The sequence below is a fragment of the Paraburkholderia megapolitana genome (assembly GCF_007556815.1).
GTDB classification, from domain to species: domain Bacteria; phylum Pseudomonadota; class Gammaproteobacteria; order Burkholderiales; family Burkholderiaceae; genus Paraburkholderia; species Paraburkholderia megapolitana.
This window is the reverse complement of sequence record NZ_CP041745.1, coordinates 1,504,515-1,519,829: the sequence shown is the minus strand read 5'-3', so window position 1 is coordinate 1,519,829 and position 15,315 is coordinate 1,504,515. Positions and strand designations below refer to the sequence as shown.

Genomic DNA, 15,315 nt, shown 5'->3' with positions numbered 1-15,315 from the left:
CGATTGCGCTAGGCCGCTTTCTGCGCGACGACGTCGGCAACGTCGGCATAGTCCTCGCCATCGACGTCGTAACCGGACGGCTCCCAGCGAATGGCGAGCAACGTCAGCAGCGAAGTCAACGGAGCCAGTGCGATGACCCAGAAAACCTTCGTACCCAGCGCCGCGGCCAGCACCGGAAACAGAAACAGCGACGCCGTCGATGCGGTGCGCACGAGCGCCTGGTTGAAGCCGACGCCGATACCGCGCAGCGAGGTCGGATAGCTGAGCGACGCGTAGGTCATCGAATGCGAGCCGGGACCGAAGCCTTGCCCGAACAGATACGCGCCGAGCAGAAGAATGGCTAAGCCGATGTACATCGGCGCGGCCGGCTTGCCGATCGACGCAAGCCCGATCAACGCGACGAACTGCAATGCGACGCCGAGCAACGTCATCTTCCACGCGCCGACACTGTGGGCCGTGCGCACACCAATCAGACCGCCGACAAACGCAAACAGCAGATTCAATGCAAGCGATGCGACGATCGTCGTGAGTGGTCCCTGCTGCAGAAAACTCGCGATGATCACCGGCAAGCCGAAGATCACGGCGTTATAGCCGAACGACGAGGCCGCACCAATCACCGCGGCCAGCACAGTACGCCGACGATAGGTTGCGTTTAACAGCACCACGTAGTTGCGCCAGGTTGCGGCACGCGGTGCGCGAACGGGTGCGGCGTCGCGCTCGATCACCGTTTCGATGCCATACGTGCGCTTCAGGATGCGCGCCGCGCCCTCGAGGTCGCCTTGATTCGCGGCCCACACCGGCGACTCGCTGATATAGCGGCTGCGAACCGCGATGATGACCAGCGCCGGTACCGCGCCGAACGCCAGCGTCAGTCGCCACAGCCAGCCAAGATGCGCGGGCGGCAATATCGCGTACAGACTGAGGATCAGCAGATAGCAGACGCTCGTGGCCGCGTACCACGCGGGGCACCATGCCGCGACGGCGGCCGCCTTGTTGCCCTTGCCCGACACACGCGAGAATTCCGCGAGAAACGCCATCGCGACCGGCAGATCGAGGCCGACACCGAAGCCCATCAGAAAGCGCGCGCCGCCGAGCACCCAGGCGTTCGGCGCAAGGCCCGCCGCGATCGCTGCGATGACGAAGAACAGCATGTCGGCCATAAACACGCGATATCGTCCGATGCGGTCCGTCAGATAACCGCCGAGCGCCGCGCCGAGAATCGCACCGAACGTAATTGCCGATGCGACGAAACCGACCTGCACGGGACTCAGCGCGAACTGCCGCGCGATGTCCTTGATGCCATAGGCAAGCGACGTCAGATCGTAAGCGTCGAGGAACACGCCGCCGAGTGCGATCGCGATGACGATGCGCGCGTGGCTACCCGGTTTCGCACCCGCATTGACGAGACGCGAGACGTCCTGTGCGGAGCGGATGACGGCATGATGCGACGGATGCGATGGGTCGGGCGCTGCGACTTCGTGCGCGGATGGGAAAAGCGTGACAGTGGACATGATTCAGCAGGCGCAGGGCGACCGGATAGATTCGAAGATCCGATGCTACCGAGCCACCCGTGCGCACCCAAACGATGAATTCGACTATGCAAATCGCGTATTGGGGAGGTGGGCGACGGGTGTGGCCTACAGCGGTTTCGCTTTGCGCAGTTTCGCCCCGTCGGCGCCGGGGTGGCGCACGATCCAGAGTTTGCTATAATGCGCGTCCACCGGAGAGATGGATGAGCGGTTTAAGTCGCACGCCTGGAAAGCGTGTATAGGTTAATAACCTATCCGGGGTTCGAATCCCCGTCTCTCCGCCAGGATTACCCTTTCAGTACTTTCAAGCAATCCCGTAGAGCCAGGTCGTACAAGGCTCAACGGCGAATCGACAGCTTCTCACGCACGCAGGGAAAATCCCGGAACGCCAATCGCGGCGGCGCCCCAGGACAACTCGGTGACGTCAGCAGTACACGCCTACGTCATCAGTAGTACAGGTACACATCGCTGGGATCCACAGCAAGGTTGTAATTGCACTGCGGCGAAATCGACGAACTCGCGTAACCGCCCTGCCACGACGGAGACAACACATTGCCGTTGGTGTCCCAGACAGTAACGCCTGAGAACTGCGTCATTGCCTGAGGCGGTAGCTGATCGCAACTGCTCACCCCATACACTTCCAGTGTCCCGCCGAACACCCATTGCAACTCGCCCTGCGGCGCAGTGTTCAAGGTCACGCTCTGACCGTTGGTCGTGTCCTGAGTGACGATGGACCAGGACCCGCAATCATAGACACCCACCCCGCACAGCGAATACATGTCGCCCAGGATCTGGTCGCCCGGCGAAACCGAGGCCGGATCGGTATGGGTCGTTGTGCCGGCCGTGCAGCAGTTCCAGCTCGCGATGGTCCAGGCGTTATCGCCAAAGCCGTTAAAGCCAAGCACCGGTTGCAGGATCGACTGTACGTTCGGGGTCTGCTCCAGCCCGGGAAAGAAAAACACTGTCTGCCCCGCGACATTGTTCGGAGTCGACGGTACGGTCCAGCTGGCTTGCAGACGACCGACATTGCTGCCGTTCTGATAGTTGACGCTCTCGATCCAGCCCGTGTACGTCGGTTGCTTCGGACCCGACGCAGCCGCCGATGACAGCGAACCGGCTGCTGTCGGCGCGATGCTATGACCCTGCCGGTCGAAGTGCGCACGACCGCATTTCGCCGCTGAGCGGATGGTCCCGTTGCTCTGACGGATGCTCGCGTCCGCGCGCAAGCTTTCGCCCGCATGAATGGTCTGGACGCAATCGGGTGAGAAGTAACCGTTCGGCGTCACGACGTATTCGAGCGGTACGTTAGCGGGGCGCGACGTCTCGCTTAGCGAGCCTACGGTGGTGAGCTGACGCGTGGGCGCCAAAGGCCCGGCAGCGTGCGACGACGTAAAGACCAGCAAGAGCAACCATGCAGAGACGAACAGCCATAAATGCCGGATGGATAACAACTGTTTACTCGGGTTCATTTGACATCCTCTCAGAGTGTGATGGGGACTTTAGCTAACGCACATCTAGCCTGATTTTTCTCAGATGCGTGGTGGGCTTCCAAGAGCATTCGAGCCGACAACGTTCGCTTCATTGAGGATGGTTGACACGTATTTTCGCAATGCCCCTGAAGCGAAAATTGATGCACGAATACGAACCCTCATATGCATGCATATAGTACGCATGGCGAAATATGTAGATCGAATGCAGTGCGACCTTTAGGACCACTTCTGCAATTTATATCGCCTCGCCCGTTACAGGGATGCACCGTGGATCGGTTGAACGTTTTCTCGTGAAGACTGCAGACGCCGCGCGAGTTACCTGCTGTGTTGAGGCAACCTATGCATTTTCCATCTCATGCTCCACGGCTAGGACGAGAAACACAGAGCAACTGAGTTTCCGTGCACTCACTGCTTCAACGCATAACCAAGCAGACGTTCAGCCGCACCGAGCTTTTCGCAATCTGGAGTATTGGATGCAAAGTGCGACTGCATACGCGCGTCATAGCAACGATAAAGCGGGATCGTATTCGGTGCGGACTGTGCGTAGACCCAACCTGCTGTACGAAGCCGCTGATAGGCATGCGCCTCGCAAAAACCTTTTTCTGCAAGCAGATGATCCGGATGACCGGGACGTTGACTAACGCAATCTTCGAGTTCCACAGACGCTACCCCACCTGGTGCGGCCGTCATCAGGTAACCGGACGTGGTGTCGAGTGTGTAGACATTGTCTTTAGCTGGAACCGCCGCCGTTGTCGACCAGCGATCATGTAACGTCGGTGCATACCAGCGAGCGAGTTGCACACCTACATGAGGCTCCGTCACATCGCTGACAGGCGACACAGTCACGTCGCGAAACACAAGGTATTTCTGGTTTCCGTCAGCATTCGGTGGAATATAGGCGTAGACGAGCATCCACCTGTTCGACAACTGATTGCTCCCATTGCCTGCGTCGAGCAGCACCGGATAAAAGATCAGCTCCGATGGTGCGGGTCGTGCCCACTGTCCGGGATCGACGGCTAACAACGGTTCGGACAATGGTACAAGCGTCGTGTGGTCGATGGTGAGGAAGAGCCCCAATCCGCCCTTTACCCACCCCGTCAACACGAACTCGTGCCCGGTCGTCCACCAGGCCACGCTGACACCCGACCCACCTGCCAGCCGCGTCGCATCGCCGCCCAGCCCAGGTTGATCCCATGCGCCCTGGAAAAACTTCGTCCAGTGCCCCGGACCCGGCATAGAGACAGGCGAGCGCGCAACGATTAGTCCGCCATCTCTCGGGCGAAAGCAGTAAGCGTAGCGGTATCCATCCTGACCGTTCGCAACAGTGCAATCACCTTCACCGGTGTTTTTGCGTGCAGTGGGAGCATCGGTACCGGTGATGATCTGTCCGAGGTCGTGCCATGTCAGGCCGCCGTCGTTCGAGACGGCCGCTGCCATCGACATGTGGGTCTGCCCGATTGCATAGTCACAGGCAGTTTCCGCATGCACGAAGCCGAGCGTCGTTGCTCCATCGATTTCCGCATGATCCAGCCACCGCCCGCACGAATCGTAGCTTGAAGGTTTGCCCGGCCCCATGACAGTGCGTTCGGGACCACCCATATCGGCCGGATCGCGACCATCGATTGCACGGGTATCGTTGTGCGCGTCGAAACCGCGAAACTGTCTGTTCGGCAGTGCGATTTCCGTGAAGTGGTTATCGGCCATATTTGCTGCCGGGCCGCGCACTACTCGCGGAACCCCGACACGGATGTTGATACATCGCGTACAGGCGATCTGGTCCGCGGCCATCGCTACAGGTACCGACGACGCAGACTCACTCAGCGTAAGCAGCGCAAATATCAAACCGATCGCGAAAACATGGCGCGTCATAGAACGCGAAGACATATGGCACCTCTCTTCGTGACGTACACAACTCCACTCTGATGAATCGACGATCAGCGTGTAGACCCGGTACGATGGCAGAACTACACACGAAGCATGTGACACGCTTATGCCCAGGCAGGCACGTCAAACGCCTCGCGCAGCATCAACCGTTACGCTCGTCGTGCGATTTCAGGAGCACGTAGTCTCCATCCTCCGACGTGCCCGAGCCGATCTCAGTGAAGCGACATGCGCGGTAAAACGCGAGTGCCGATGTGTTGAGCACGAGACACTTCAACCGGTAGCGCAAGGTTGGCCAACGTGGCAACGCGCGTAGAAGCGCCCTGCCGACTCCTTTGCGATGATGGCTTCGCGCCACGTACAGATGGTGAATGAAGCTATCTTCCTCCCAGACCGAAATGAAGCCGACAGGATGCGACGATTCGTCTTCAGCGATCAGCAGCAATTCACCTTGTGTCTGTTCGTCGAAGTCCTCAAGCGAAAATTTTTCTGGCGCTTGCCACTCAAAAGCCTCACGGCGCCCCTGTAAAAATAGTTGTCTCAATGCCGGCCGGTCCTCGGGGATGGCGCGACGAACCTTGATCGTCATTTCGAATAGCCTCGAATCATGCAACCGGGTACGCGCGCTCGGCGGCATCGGCAGTTTGTGCAATCAGCGTGGAAATAGTCATCGGCCCTACTCCGCCAGGCACTGGCGTCACAGCAGCGCACCGCTCTATCAAACCGTCGAGATCGATATCGCCGATGCCTCCAGGATGATAGCCGGCGTCGATCACGATCGCGCCGTCGCTGATCCATTCGCTACGAATGAACTTCGGCTTGCCTACCGCACCGACGACGATTTGCGCGCGCCGGATTTCCGCCTCGAGGTTCACGGTTTTCGAATGACATAGCGTTACCGTTGCGTTTGCATTCGACAACATGAACGCCATCGGTTTACCAAGAATGGGACTGCGTCCAACGACTACAGCGCGCTTGCCCGCGACGTCGAGCTCGTAGTGCGCGAGCAAACGCATGATTCCAGCGGGCGTTGCAGATCCGAATGCGGGCTCACCGAGCGCCATCAGGCCAAAGCCGTGGCTGGTGACACCATCCACATCCTTGGCAATCGATATCCTGTCGAAGCACAGACGTTCGTCCACATGCGCGGGTACCGGATGCTGGAGCAAGATGCCGTGCACGGTCGGGTCCGCATTGAGCCGGTCGATTTCGGCGAGCACATCGGCCGTCGTTGCACTGGCTGGCAACCTGATCGCGCTCGAATCCATACCGACGCGCCTGCATGCATTGCCCTTCATCGCAACGTAGGTCGCCGATGCAGGATCGTCGCCTACCAGGATGGTGGCGAGTATGGGAGTCTGGCCGCCATTTCTTGCCTTGAGAGCAGTCACACGCCTGGACAACTCCTTTTCATACGAGGCGGCGACCGCCTTGCCGTCGAGTAGCAGGCTCATCGATTTTCTCCCTGCACGATTGCGGGCACGCGTGTCCACAAACAAGGAACACTTGCGTGCCGGGCTGAGTAAAGCGGAAATGAATGCCGATGTGCCTGATCCGGCACGGGCGGTAGAACGAGAATGGATGTGTGTGCAAGCATCGTCGGATGTCCCGGTGAGAACGATCAAGATGCCCAGGCGAACGGCGTTGCGGCGTCTACGCTTCCCGATGGTGATCCATCTTCCTTCTTCGCCAGTCACGTAGAGGCGCCATTTTACTTCAGTCTCTGCGACGCAAGGTGTGCGTCATTCAAACGCGCACAAGACCGGAGGTCGCGCGCGGCGCATTCGTCGCGCCGAACAGCGCGATTGCTGTGCGTTGGGGGTCGAGCTTCATGCTCTCGCTTGCAGCACCTGCGATCAATGCATCGAGCGCCATGGTCGGCTTCAGGTCGCGCGACTGATAAAGATCGGCGGGCCGCAGTCCGGGCCAGTCGGCGAGCACTCGCCCGCCTGTGACACTGCCGCCCAGCAACATCGCCACCGATCCCGTGCCGTGATCGGTGCCGCCGGTACCGTTTGCCGCAGCGGTACGCCCGAACTCGGTTGCGACCAGCACAGTCGTGTCGTCCCAGTGCGTGCCCAGCCCATCGCGCAGCGCGGCGAGCATCGTATCGAGCGCCTTGAGTTGTGCAGCAAGGCGCGGCGTCTGCGCGCTATGCGTGTCCCACCCACCGGTTTCGATCATTGCGATGCGCGGACCGTCTTCGCGTGACAGAAAGCCCGCTGCGAGCCGGCCGACGCTTGCGGGGTCCTGACGCGCACCGGCATCGCTCGCAAGGCCGCGTGCAGTCATCGCCGATTCCCACAACGGACGCAGTTGCGCGTCCTGCTCGTACAGTTGCGCGACGCGTGTCAGCAGATCGTCGGGCGCGGCTGGCAATGCGGACGGCGCGTACGACGCGACATCGGCGGGACCTCTCAATGCCATCGGTACGGTCGGCGCAAACGCGATGGCCGTATCGCGTGCGGGCGGCAGCAGTTGTGCGAGTCGGTTCAACCAGCCGTCCTTGACGCTATACGGCGCGTTGCCGCCGGTTTCGAGCACGTTCTGACCGTCGAAGTGTGACCGGTCGCGATACGGCGAAGCGACCGCGTGAACGAAGAGCGCCTGCTGCGCGGCGTACATCTTCGCGGTTTCCACCAGCGACGGATGCAGCGCAAACGTACCGTCGAGTTTGATCGCTGCTGCTGGATCGATCGCAAGTGCACCGCGCAGCGTCGCGTACGCAGGCTCCGCATACGGCACGACGATATTGAGGCCATCGGCCGCGCCGCGCTGGATCACGAAGACGAAGCGCTGCTCGGTACGCGCACTCGCGAACGCGATGCGCGGCGACACGAGGATCGTGCCAGCCCCTGCGGCGGCGCATCGGATGAAACTACGGCGCGACATCATGATGGTTCTCCTTTCTCATCTGCGCTGAAAGTCAGGCGACACCAGAAGCAGTGCGAGCGCGGTGGACGTACTCTCCGCTCGCGCCACGGCGCTCCGGGTGGCCTCGCTGATCGAGCCCGGCAGCAGCATGTCGCCGAGCGTGTTGGGGTCGAGTGTGTCGCCGGTGCGCGCGGCGAGTCGCTGCGCGAGTTCGACACGGCGCACCAGCGCGTCGGGCGCGGCCCAGCTCGCGGCGATGTCGTCGTAGCCGGCGGGCGATCCGGGACGCCATACCGGCTCGCCGAGCTGCGCGAGAAGAGGTGCGGCTTGCAAATTGCCGGTGTCGCGCCAGCCTAAGCCGCGTAGCGACGATATGGCCCATTCCCACGGCGTCTTGAACTTCGCCGGCGCGGGTGACCACGCTTCCGGTGTATCGAGCAACGCGCGATACACGGTCGGCAGATCGCCGCCGCTGCGCTCGAACGCGTTCGCAAGATGCGTCACCACGTGAGGCGGCGGTGTGTCCGCGACGAAGTGACAGGCGAGCTTGCCGGCGATGTGCATTGCACATGCGTGCGAACCCGCGAGATCTTTAAGGATGGCCTGAGCCTGGTCTTCACCCGGTTCGTCGTAGCGTCGACCGAGTACTACGCGCGATCCGGGCTCGTGCAACGCTGCGCGGAATATGAAACTGCCAGGTGGCGCTGCATCCGGGCGCGGGCCTCGCGCGGTAGCGATGCTCCAGCCGGTGAGCGCGCGAGCGAATTCCGTGACGTCCGCCTGGGTGTAGCCGCTGCGCACGCCTAGCGTGTGCAATTCCATGATCTCGCGTGCAAGGTTTTCGTTCAGGCCGCGTTTGTGTTCGGGGTCGCGCAGCTCTGCGCGCATCGCGGCGGTGCTGTCGGGGCCGATTGAGCGTGTCTGATCGAGGAAGAGCTGCATCGCGGGATGGCGCTCGACCGCTACCAGCATGTCCTCGAAGCGGCCGAGCACGTGCGGACGGATCGCTTCGACTTCGAATGCGCCGGCAAATTCGGCGACCTGGCCTTTATCCACCGATACGGCGAAGTGGTTCGACCAGAAATGTACGAGGCGTTCGATGAACGGGGTCGGCGTGGTTAGCGCGCTTGAGATACGCGCGGTTACGGCGTCGCGGTAAGTGCTTCGGGCTTCGACGCGCAGCATCTTGGCTAGTGAGCGGCGGGCAGTTTGCGCGGCGCTTGCAGCTGTCGCGGCGTCTGTTGGTTGCTGCTGCGCGGCGGCGGTGAATTGCTGGCGTTGCTGGGCGGCGTCAGTAGCTAGCGTGACGCTCGTCGGTTGGTTCGCCCATGCGGACGGCAGCGGCTGGTATGCGTCGAACTGCGCAGCGAGCCACGCATGTGGGTCGCTCGGCGCAGTGTCTTCCGGGCAGGCGCCGAGTCCGAACCGGTTCAGCGCGATTGCCGCGGGGGTCAGGGTCATGACGGGTCCTTCCGGGGTGCGTGTTGGGGTTAAACGCGCGATGGGAGGATTTCCGTCGGTGCGGGCGGGTTTTTGTGAGGGGATTCGGTTTGGTGACTATCGGGTGCTCAAGCTTTTCGAGTACCTTGACCCGATGGCGTAGTTATCCAGCATCAATCTTCAGACGTTGTAGACGCCTTTCACATATTCAGTAAGATGCACCCAAAATTCACTATCAAAGATACTTTCCTTGTCCAAATTGAGGATTTCCCCAATTTTCAAATAGACATTCATGTCAATGTCAGACGGGTTGAAATGAATTTTCATCAGCTCGATAAATAATCCCTCGTAGGCCATCTCGTATTCATCGTGCGCAATAAAATGCTCCACTGAATCGAGGGTTTCACCATCCAGCACGTCTTTGTACCTATCGAGAACGGATAGAAGCTTCTCCTTGACAAGAACGTAGTCAATCTCGCTATCTTTCATAAATTCCTCATGGCGGATTAGAGGGCACGTTAATATGTAACGACATCGCTATCGTCGCTCATCGAGCAAACACGCCTACCACCCGGAATCTTCTCCGTCTTCATCACGGATAGATAGCATGGTCTGCTGTCTAATCCATCCAAACAGCAGAGACAAATCGGCTTCAATGTTTGGTGGGTGGTTGGAAATTTCTATGAAAACATCCATTTCTCTCAGAAATAACCTGACATCAAATTTCCACCCACTCCCATCCTTTCCCATCAACTCAAACACGACACCGGATTCGATAGAAAAGGTGTCAAGAGACACTATCTTCTCACGAACAGCAGTCCGATTCTTCGGATACCACTTTCGATCGTCAAATGACAATATAAATTCTGCTGACACAATTTAACCCTACCGCCCGCGCTCAGAAAACGATACTACACATTCCGCTATATATTTTTTATTTACAGAATCAACTTCGCGCAACCATCCATCATTGCATCGAATGATATTGATCTATTTTATTTGAAATAGATTACCATGATTTCAGATTGTCATACGAATTCATCTTGACTGTCTGTATATTTATTGACTGAGCAAATTTGATAAATTTAGAGATGGTTCTTTCATCAAACATAACAATACTTTGACCTGCCTCGGGGGCAAACAAATGACTAATGAAAAAATCACACCCCCCCTTCACCATCTGATCAATGGCGATTGCACTAATTGCATGTTTACGGAACGAATTCAACAAAATGGAAGAAGGTGCAGTCGAAGATGCAACCCCTCCTTTTTTCGAAAGAAATTCATTTTTCCTTTTCCACAAACGATATTTCAACAAACTGTCCATCACAATCTTGTTATTTTCATTTTCACCCCAAAAATACAAACCGGAATTACCAATTCCTCGTTTTTCTTTAAATTCCAGCTTCTCAGAATCAAATAAAGACAGCCCATCGAAGTACGTCGAAAGCAGCTTTTCCGCGTTTTCCGTTATAAATCCATATGGACCAAATCCTTTTTCATCAAAATCATACTGATAACACAGGCAAATCGGATTTAGCCCACAATCCTTTACTTCATTGAATATATCAACCCATTCCGGCACAGGAAATTCAATCAATCTTTCCGCTCTCCCCGAAGCGTGAAAATCACCACGTAAAGACACGTTCCTCTCCTTGAGGGTTAACCGCATGTACATGCCCGCTTGCATGATGCTCGGGAATACCAGGCTCCCCAGCATCGGAGTGGCCATCCGGATGTTCAAACCAATAATTTTTTCCATCCGGATTGGTGCGACCCAATTTCGTTGCTCCAGATTTTTTCATTTCGAGCCAGTTCATTCCACGACTGGACGGATTCAGCTCATTCATTCCAATATCCTCTCCGCCCCTGGAGAGCCTCGGCACTTGCGCAAACTCCTGAGCCTGCTGCAAAGCTTCATTCCTGCTCTTAGTTTTAAAAATCTCACAACTCAACCCCCAAGGGTCGATCCAGCTGAGCGGATTAGGCGCATACCGATACTGATTCAGCCCTCCCGCCAACCCAATCGGATCCGGCGTAATAAACCGCCCGGCATCCGGATCATAGTATCTAAACGTGCTGTAACAAAACCCTGTCTCCAGATCCTCATACTGCCCCTGCAACCGCAACGTCTGCGGAAGCGGTTGCATCACGTCGCCCACCGGATTAGCCTGGAATTCTGGCGCATACTCCTGCAGCACGGTGTTCCCCCACGCCCGATAGCGCGTTCTCCACACCACCTGACCATCGCCGCTGGCCAACTCTTCCGGCGCACCGCTCGCGTTCGTATGGAAGTAGTAGATTCTGGCCTCAGGTTTCGCCTCGGCTTCCAACCGGTCTTTTTCACCTTCGTGGTAAAGCCGCCATAGCCACTGACTGTCGTCGTTGACCGCATCGATCCGTGCCAGCGGTACATAGCTTTCGCCTTCGTACAGGTACGTCACCACCTGATGCCCACGGCGTTCCTGTGCAAGTCGCAGGCCGTCCCAGACGAAATGCGTCAGTCCGAACGTATCGCGCTTCGTGGTCCGTCGCCCAAGCAGGTCGTAACTGAAACGCACCGCCTGTTCCACGCCGTGACGCGTCGTGCCGACCTCGATCAACTGGTGTTCTGCGTTGTATTTCAAGCGCTGCACCGTGTGCCCACCCGTCAACTTCTCGACAAGCCGACCATGCGCATCGTAACGATATCGCTGGTCCCCGCGCATCAGCAGGCGATTGCCTTCGACGCGTGCGGGCAGTCCAACTGGACGCAGGTTCGATGCGGCATCGTATGCAAACTGCTCGGCAAGGACACCTTGCGCTCCGGCGTTTGTGCTGCCGGCCGCAAGGCTGCTCTCGAGTAACTGTCCCGCCGGATCGTAACGATAGGTTTGCTCGCCGCTTAGTGGGTCGATGCGGCCCGTCAGTTCGCCACCTCGGTCGTAGGCGAATGCCTTGCGCAGCACGTCCTGCCTGGACCCGAACGCCGCCCAGGACGCAGGTGCATGCTGCGCATCGCCCGTCCATTGACCCACCTTCCGCGACAAACTGTCGTAGGTTGTCGTGAGCGTCTGCGTGCCCTGCGTCCGGCTCACTTCACGATGCAGTCTGTCTCGTTCGAAGTCGCACACCGTCTCGCCATTCGAGCTGATCTGGTGCAAATGGCCGCTGCCGTAGTACAGCCAGTTCATGGTGCGACCGTTCGGCAACGCCGTGCCAAGACGATTGCCCAACGCGTCGTATTCGTGAACCAGTTCGGTGAGCGTGGATTGCCCATCGTCACCTACCGCCTCCACAGTCTCGGCGACGACCCGGTCCAGTTCGTCGTACGCAAACGTTACCGTATCCATTGGGCGGCCATCGAGATGTTCGCGCGCAAGCCGCACGATACGCCCCGTCTCGTCGTAGTCGTATGTAGTCGCGGTCTCAGGCGTACGCTTGCCTGTCAGGCGCCCCAGTATGTCGCGCTCGAATTCGAGCGTTATCTGCTCGGGTGTACCTGCCGCCTGCGTAACCCGTATTGACGCGCCCCTTGCATCGCGCTGATATTCAACACGCACCCCGTCCGGCGCAATCTGTTCGATAAGACGGTCGGCCGCATCGTACGCAAACCGGTAACTGTCACGCACCTCGTTGTACAACGTGCGCAGGTTGCCGGCCGGATCGTATTCGAGGTCGATCTGATGACCGTTCGCATCGGTTCTCGACGCCACTCGCCCTGCGGCATCGAATGCGAACGCAGTCGTATGTCCGTTGCCATCGGTGAACGACGTCAGTGCATCCGCTAGCGACCAGTTACGACGCTGCTCGCTCCCATCTGCATAGAGCACATGAACGACCCGGTCGCGGTCGTCGTGACGATAACGCGTCGTGTGACCCAACGCATCGGTCAGCGCGCTCATCCGTCCACGTGCGTCATATTCGGCGCGAGTCGTGATGCCCGAACAATCCGTGCGCGCAATCATCCGCTGATATCGATCCCACCCAAACTGCACGATCCCGCCGCGCGCATCCACGATCGCCACCGGACGGCCATAGCGATTGAGTCTAAATTCCGTACGTTGTCCAAGCGGATCGATCCCGGCAACGACATTGCCGCGCATGTCGAACTCGAACTGCCATTGCCGTCCATCCGCCAGGGTCTTCTTTTCCAGATCCATCCAGAGCGGATGCCACGTGAACCGCGTCGTCTGATCGAGCGCATTGGTCAGCTCGGTAGGCAGCCCGCGCTCATCGTCATAACGCAGCCGCGTCGTAGCACCGTTCGGTTCCGTAAATCCAGCCAGCCCACGCTCCGCATTCCAGTCAAAGCGCCAGGTGTGCCCAATCGCATTGGTATGCGCAGTCACCAGGTAATCCGCATTCCACTCGCACTGCTGGGTGCGGCCAAGATGGTCCGTTACTCGTGTCGTCTGTTGCGCGAAATCGTACGTGAACCGATAACGCTCACCATCATCTGTCCAGTGTTCGACAACACGAGCCTCCCTGTCGACCAGACCACTTTCTTCAGCAAGCTCTTTGCGGTCGAACTCTTCCCACGCGTAGTACGCTGTCTTTCCACCCGGTAACCGGTGCATGGTCATACGACCCGCCGCGTCGTAATCGAAGCGCCGCCGCTCGCAGCCTTCACCATCGGACACACTCGCAAGCTGCCCACGCTCAGAATACGTGTAGCTCACGAGGCACTCAGTCGTGCCCCCCGCATGCAACATCACACGCGACATCCGCCCCTGATGCAGTCCGTCGTATTCGATCTGCACGCGATGGCCCGCTATCGTCGTCAGTTCGTTCAGACGGCCTTGTCCATCGTAGTAAAAGTACAGCCGGTTCGCGTTGCGATCCTCGAACACAACGGGACTCAGTATCTGCACAGGCACATCCGGTTGCGGCATACCGAAATCGAAACAGGTACCGTCAGCCTGCTCGATCATCCAGTGGCCGCCGTCGGTACACGCGAACGTCAGCCCTTCGCTCCGGTTGAAATACTTTTGCCCCGGTTGCAGATCGGGAACCGGCGTACGTCGTCCTTGCGCGTCGATCCACAGATGCGGATGTTCTTTTCCCACCCCCAGTTGCAGTTCGACCGCATACGGCAAGTTCCACCCACGACCAAGCGGCCGCTCCATACGCGGATCGAGACTGGAATAGAACCGCTGCCACACAATCGGCACCGGCGCATCCAGCACAAAATCCAGATCTTCATTGCCATCGAGAATCTTCGCGCCGGTCGGCATATGAACCGGATTCCCCATCCGCCCCGACATCGCCGCACCAACGAGCTTGTCGGCCGCCACGTTGATCGCGAAGTTCATCCCGAAGCAGGCGAGCTTGCTGAGCAGCGATCCTTCGCCCTTCAACGCCTGGCATATCGCAATCGCCAGCCCCGCATACTTCGCAATCGTCGCAAGCCACGGCGGCATCTCGCTCGTCACCTCGCGCACGCGCAACCGCTCGCCGCCAATGCTGACGTTAGTCGACCCGGTGTTGATCTTGCCTTCACAAGTTGTCGAATCCTTGATCCGCGACGCCGGCCTGCCATTGATAAAAACGCTCGCCGATCCCTCGGCCAGATACTCGCCCTTCGGAGTCGGATGGTTCTGGCACGCCACCATGTCCTGATCGACCGGCGTGAACATATCGGCGATGGATTGAGGTTCGACACCTGGCGGCAGCGGCGGCGCCGGCACGCCTGCGGCACGTGCAGCGCCGAGGCTGTTCACGAAAACATCGGTCGACCCCGTAGCAATGCTGCCCTTTACGTTGCCAGGAATCAGGCTATCGATCAGCTCGCCCGCTTTCTCCGATAGATAGCCTTCCAGAGAGTCCGACCCGGTCGCTTCCTTCGTGATGTCATTGACGACATGGGAAATCACCGCACCCACAACCGCGGTAAGTATCACGGCCCCCAGCCCGCCCGTTCCGACAATAAACGCCGCAGCCGCGCCAATGGCGAGACCGACCAGCAAGCCGGCACCGACAGTAGCCACGACTTTGAGCAACTGCCCCAGCAGCGAAGTGTGAGTGAAGGTGTCCTGCACCCGGGCGGCAGCGAGGAGTGACATGGTGAGATCAGTCCGAGTTCATCGTTGGAGAAAGCCAGCCGACATTTGCGTGCGACG

Annotated in this window: 10 protein-coding genes, 1 tRNA gene and 1 riboswitch; of the genes, 1 reads left to right on the top strand and 10 read right to left on the bottom strand. The window is 58.7% G+C overall.

Features of this window, described 5'->3' with window-relative positions; genetic code table 11:
• Nucleotides 1-8: 8 nt before the first annotated feature.
• Entirely contained in the window at nucleotides 9-1,511 is a 1,503-nt protein-coding gene (locus FNZ07_RS20250) for an MFS transporter (protein ID WP_091019046.1), read from the bottom strand.
• A 211-nt stretch (nucleotides 1,512-1,722) separates the two neighbouring features.
• On the opposite strand from FNZ07_RS20250, the gene FNZ07_RS20245 reads away from it, so the two are divergent.
• Nucleotides 1,723-1,813 (top strand) — tRNA-Ser (locus FNZ07_RS20245).
• Nucleotides 1,814-1,975: 162 nt separating this feature from the next.
• Here FNZ07_RS20245 and FNZ07_RS20240 read toward each other — a convergent pair.
• From FNZ07_RS20240 to FNZ07_RS20195, 9 genes are all read right to left on the bottom strand, one after another.
• Nucleotides 1,976-2,998, bottom strand: coding sequence for a hypothetical protein (locus FNZ07_RS20240; RefSeq protein WP_091019048.1), 1,023 nt, complete (start codon nucleotides 2,996-2,998; stop codon nucleotides 1,976-1,978).
• A 426-nt stretch (nucleotides 2,999-3,424) separates the two neighbouring features.
• Nucleotides 3,425-4,723, bottom strand: a complete 1,299-nt coding sequence (locus FNZ07_RS20235; RefSeq protein WP_143098167.1) for a hypothetical protein — start codon at nucleotides 4,721-4,723, stop codon at nucleotides 3,425-3,427.
• Nucleotides 4,724-5,045: 322 nt separating this feature from the next.
• A complete protein-coding gene (locus tag FNZ07_RS20230; RefSeq protein ID WP_091019052.1) occupies nucleotides 5,046-5,489 on the bottom strand; it encodes a GNAT family N-acetyltransferase in 444 nt (147 codons plus the stop codon).
• Between the two features lie 16 nt (nucleotides 5,490-5,505).
• Nucleotides 5,506-6,354: a tetrahydrofolate dehydrogenase/cyclohydrolase catalytic domain-containing protein gene (locus FNZ07_RS20225; RefSeq protein WP_091019054.1), complete on the bottom strand. Its 849-nt coding sequence runs from the start codon at nucleotides 6,352-6,354 to the stop codon at nucleotides 5,506-5,508.
• A gap of 167 nt (nucleotides 6,355-6,521) precedes the next feature.
• Nucleotides 6,522-6,607, bottom strand: a riboswitch (ZMP/ZTP riboswitch).
• A 39-nt stretch (nucleotides 6,608-6,646) separates the two neighbouring features.
• Nucleotides 6,647-7,795 (bottom strand): DUF1501 domain-containing protein, encoded by a 1,149-nt coding sequence (locus tag FNZ07_RS20220; RefSeq protein ID WP_091019056.1) that lies wholly within the window; start codon nucleotides 7,793-7,795, stop codon nucleotides 6,647-6,649.
• Nucleotides 7,796-7,810: 15 nt separating this feature from the next.
• The gene (locus FNZ07_RS20215; RefSeq protein ID WP_091019059.1) at nucleotides 7,811-9,235 is read right to left on the bottom strand and encodes a DUF1800 domain-containing protein; all 1,425 of its coding nucleotides are present in this window, start codon (nucleotides 9,233-9,235) and stop codon (nucleotides 7,811-7,813) included.
• Nucleotides 9,236-9,394: 159 nt separating this feature from the next.
• Nucleotides 9,395-9,703, bottom strand: coding sequence for a hypothetical protein (locus FNZ07_RS20210; RefSeq protein ID WP_091019061.1), 309 nt, complete (start codon nucleotides 9,701-9,703; stop codon nucleotides 9,395-9,397).
• A 520-nt stretch (nucleotides 9,704-10,223) separates the two neighbouring features.
• Entirely contained in the window at nucleotides 10,224-10,859 is a 636-nt protein-coding gene (locus tag FNZ07_RS20200; protein ID WP_143098168.1) for a hypothetical protein, read from the bottom strand.
• Nucleotides 10,843-15,258, bottom strand: a complete 4,416-nt coding sequence (locus FNZ07_RS20195; RefSeq protein WP_091019070.1) for an RHS repeat-associated core domain-containing protein — start codon at nucleotides 15,256-15,258, stop codon at nucleotides 10,843-10,845. Before FNZ07_RS20195 ends, FNZ07_RS20200 begins: the two co-directional genes overlap by 17 nt.
• Nucleotides 15,259-15,315: the final 57 nt, after the last annotated feature.

Coding starts and splice junctions, on each gene's coding strand:
- FNZ07_RS20250 (WP_091019046.1), bottom strand. CDS start 1,511: ATGTCCACTGTCACGCTTTTCCCATCCGCGCACGAAGTCGCAGCGCCC.
- FNZ07_RS20240 (WP_091019048.1), bottom strand. CDS start 2,998: ATGAACCCGAGTAAACAGTTGTTATCCATCCGGCATTTATGGCTGTTC.
- FNZ07_RS20235 (WP_143098167.1), bottom strand. CDS start 4,723: ATGGCCGATAACCACTTCACGGAAATCGCACTGCCGAACAGACAGTTT.
- FNZ07_RS20230 (WP_091019052.1), bottom strand. CDS start 5,489: ATGACGATCAAGGTTCGTCGCGCCATCCCCGAGGACCGGCCGGCATTG.
- FNZ07_RS20225 (WP_091019054.1), bottom strand. CDS start 6,354: ATGAGCCTGCTACTCGACGGCAAGGCGGTCGCCGCCTCGTATGAAAAG.
- FNZ07_RS20220 (WP_091019056.1), bottom strand. CDS start 7,795: ATGATGTCGCGCCGTAGTTTCATCCGATGCGCCGCCGCAGGGGCTGGC.
- FNZ07_RS20215 (WP_091019059.1), bottom strand. CDS start 9,235: ATGACCCTGACCCCCGCGGCAATCGCGCTGAACCGGTTCGGACTCGGC.
- FNZ07_RS20210 (WP_091019061.1), bottom strand. CDS start 9,703: ATGAAAGATAGCGAGATTGACTACGTTCTTGTCAAGGAGAAGCTTCTA.
- FNZ07_RS20195 (WP_091019070.1), bottom strand. CDS start 15,258: ATGTCACTCCTCGCTGCCGCCCGGGTGCAGGACACCTTCACTCACACT.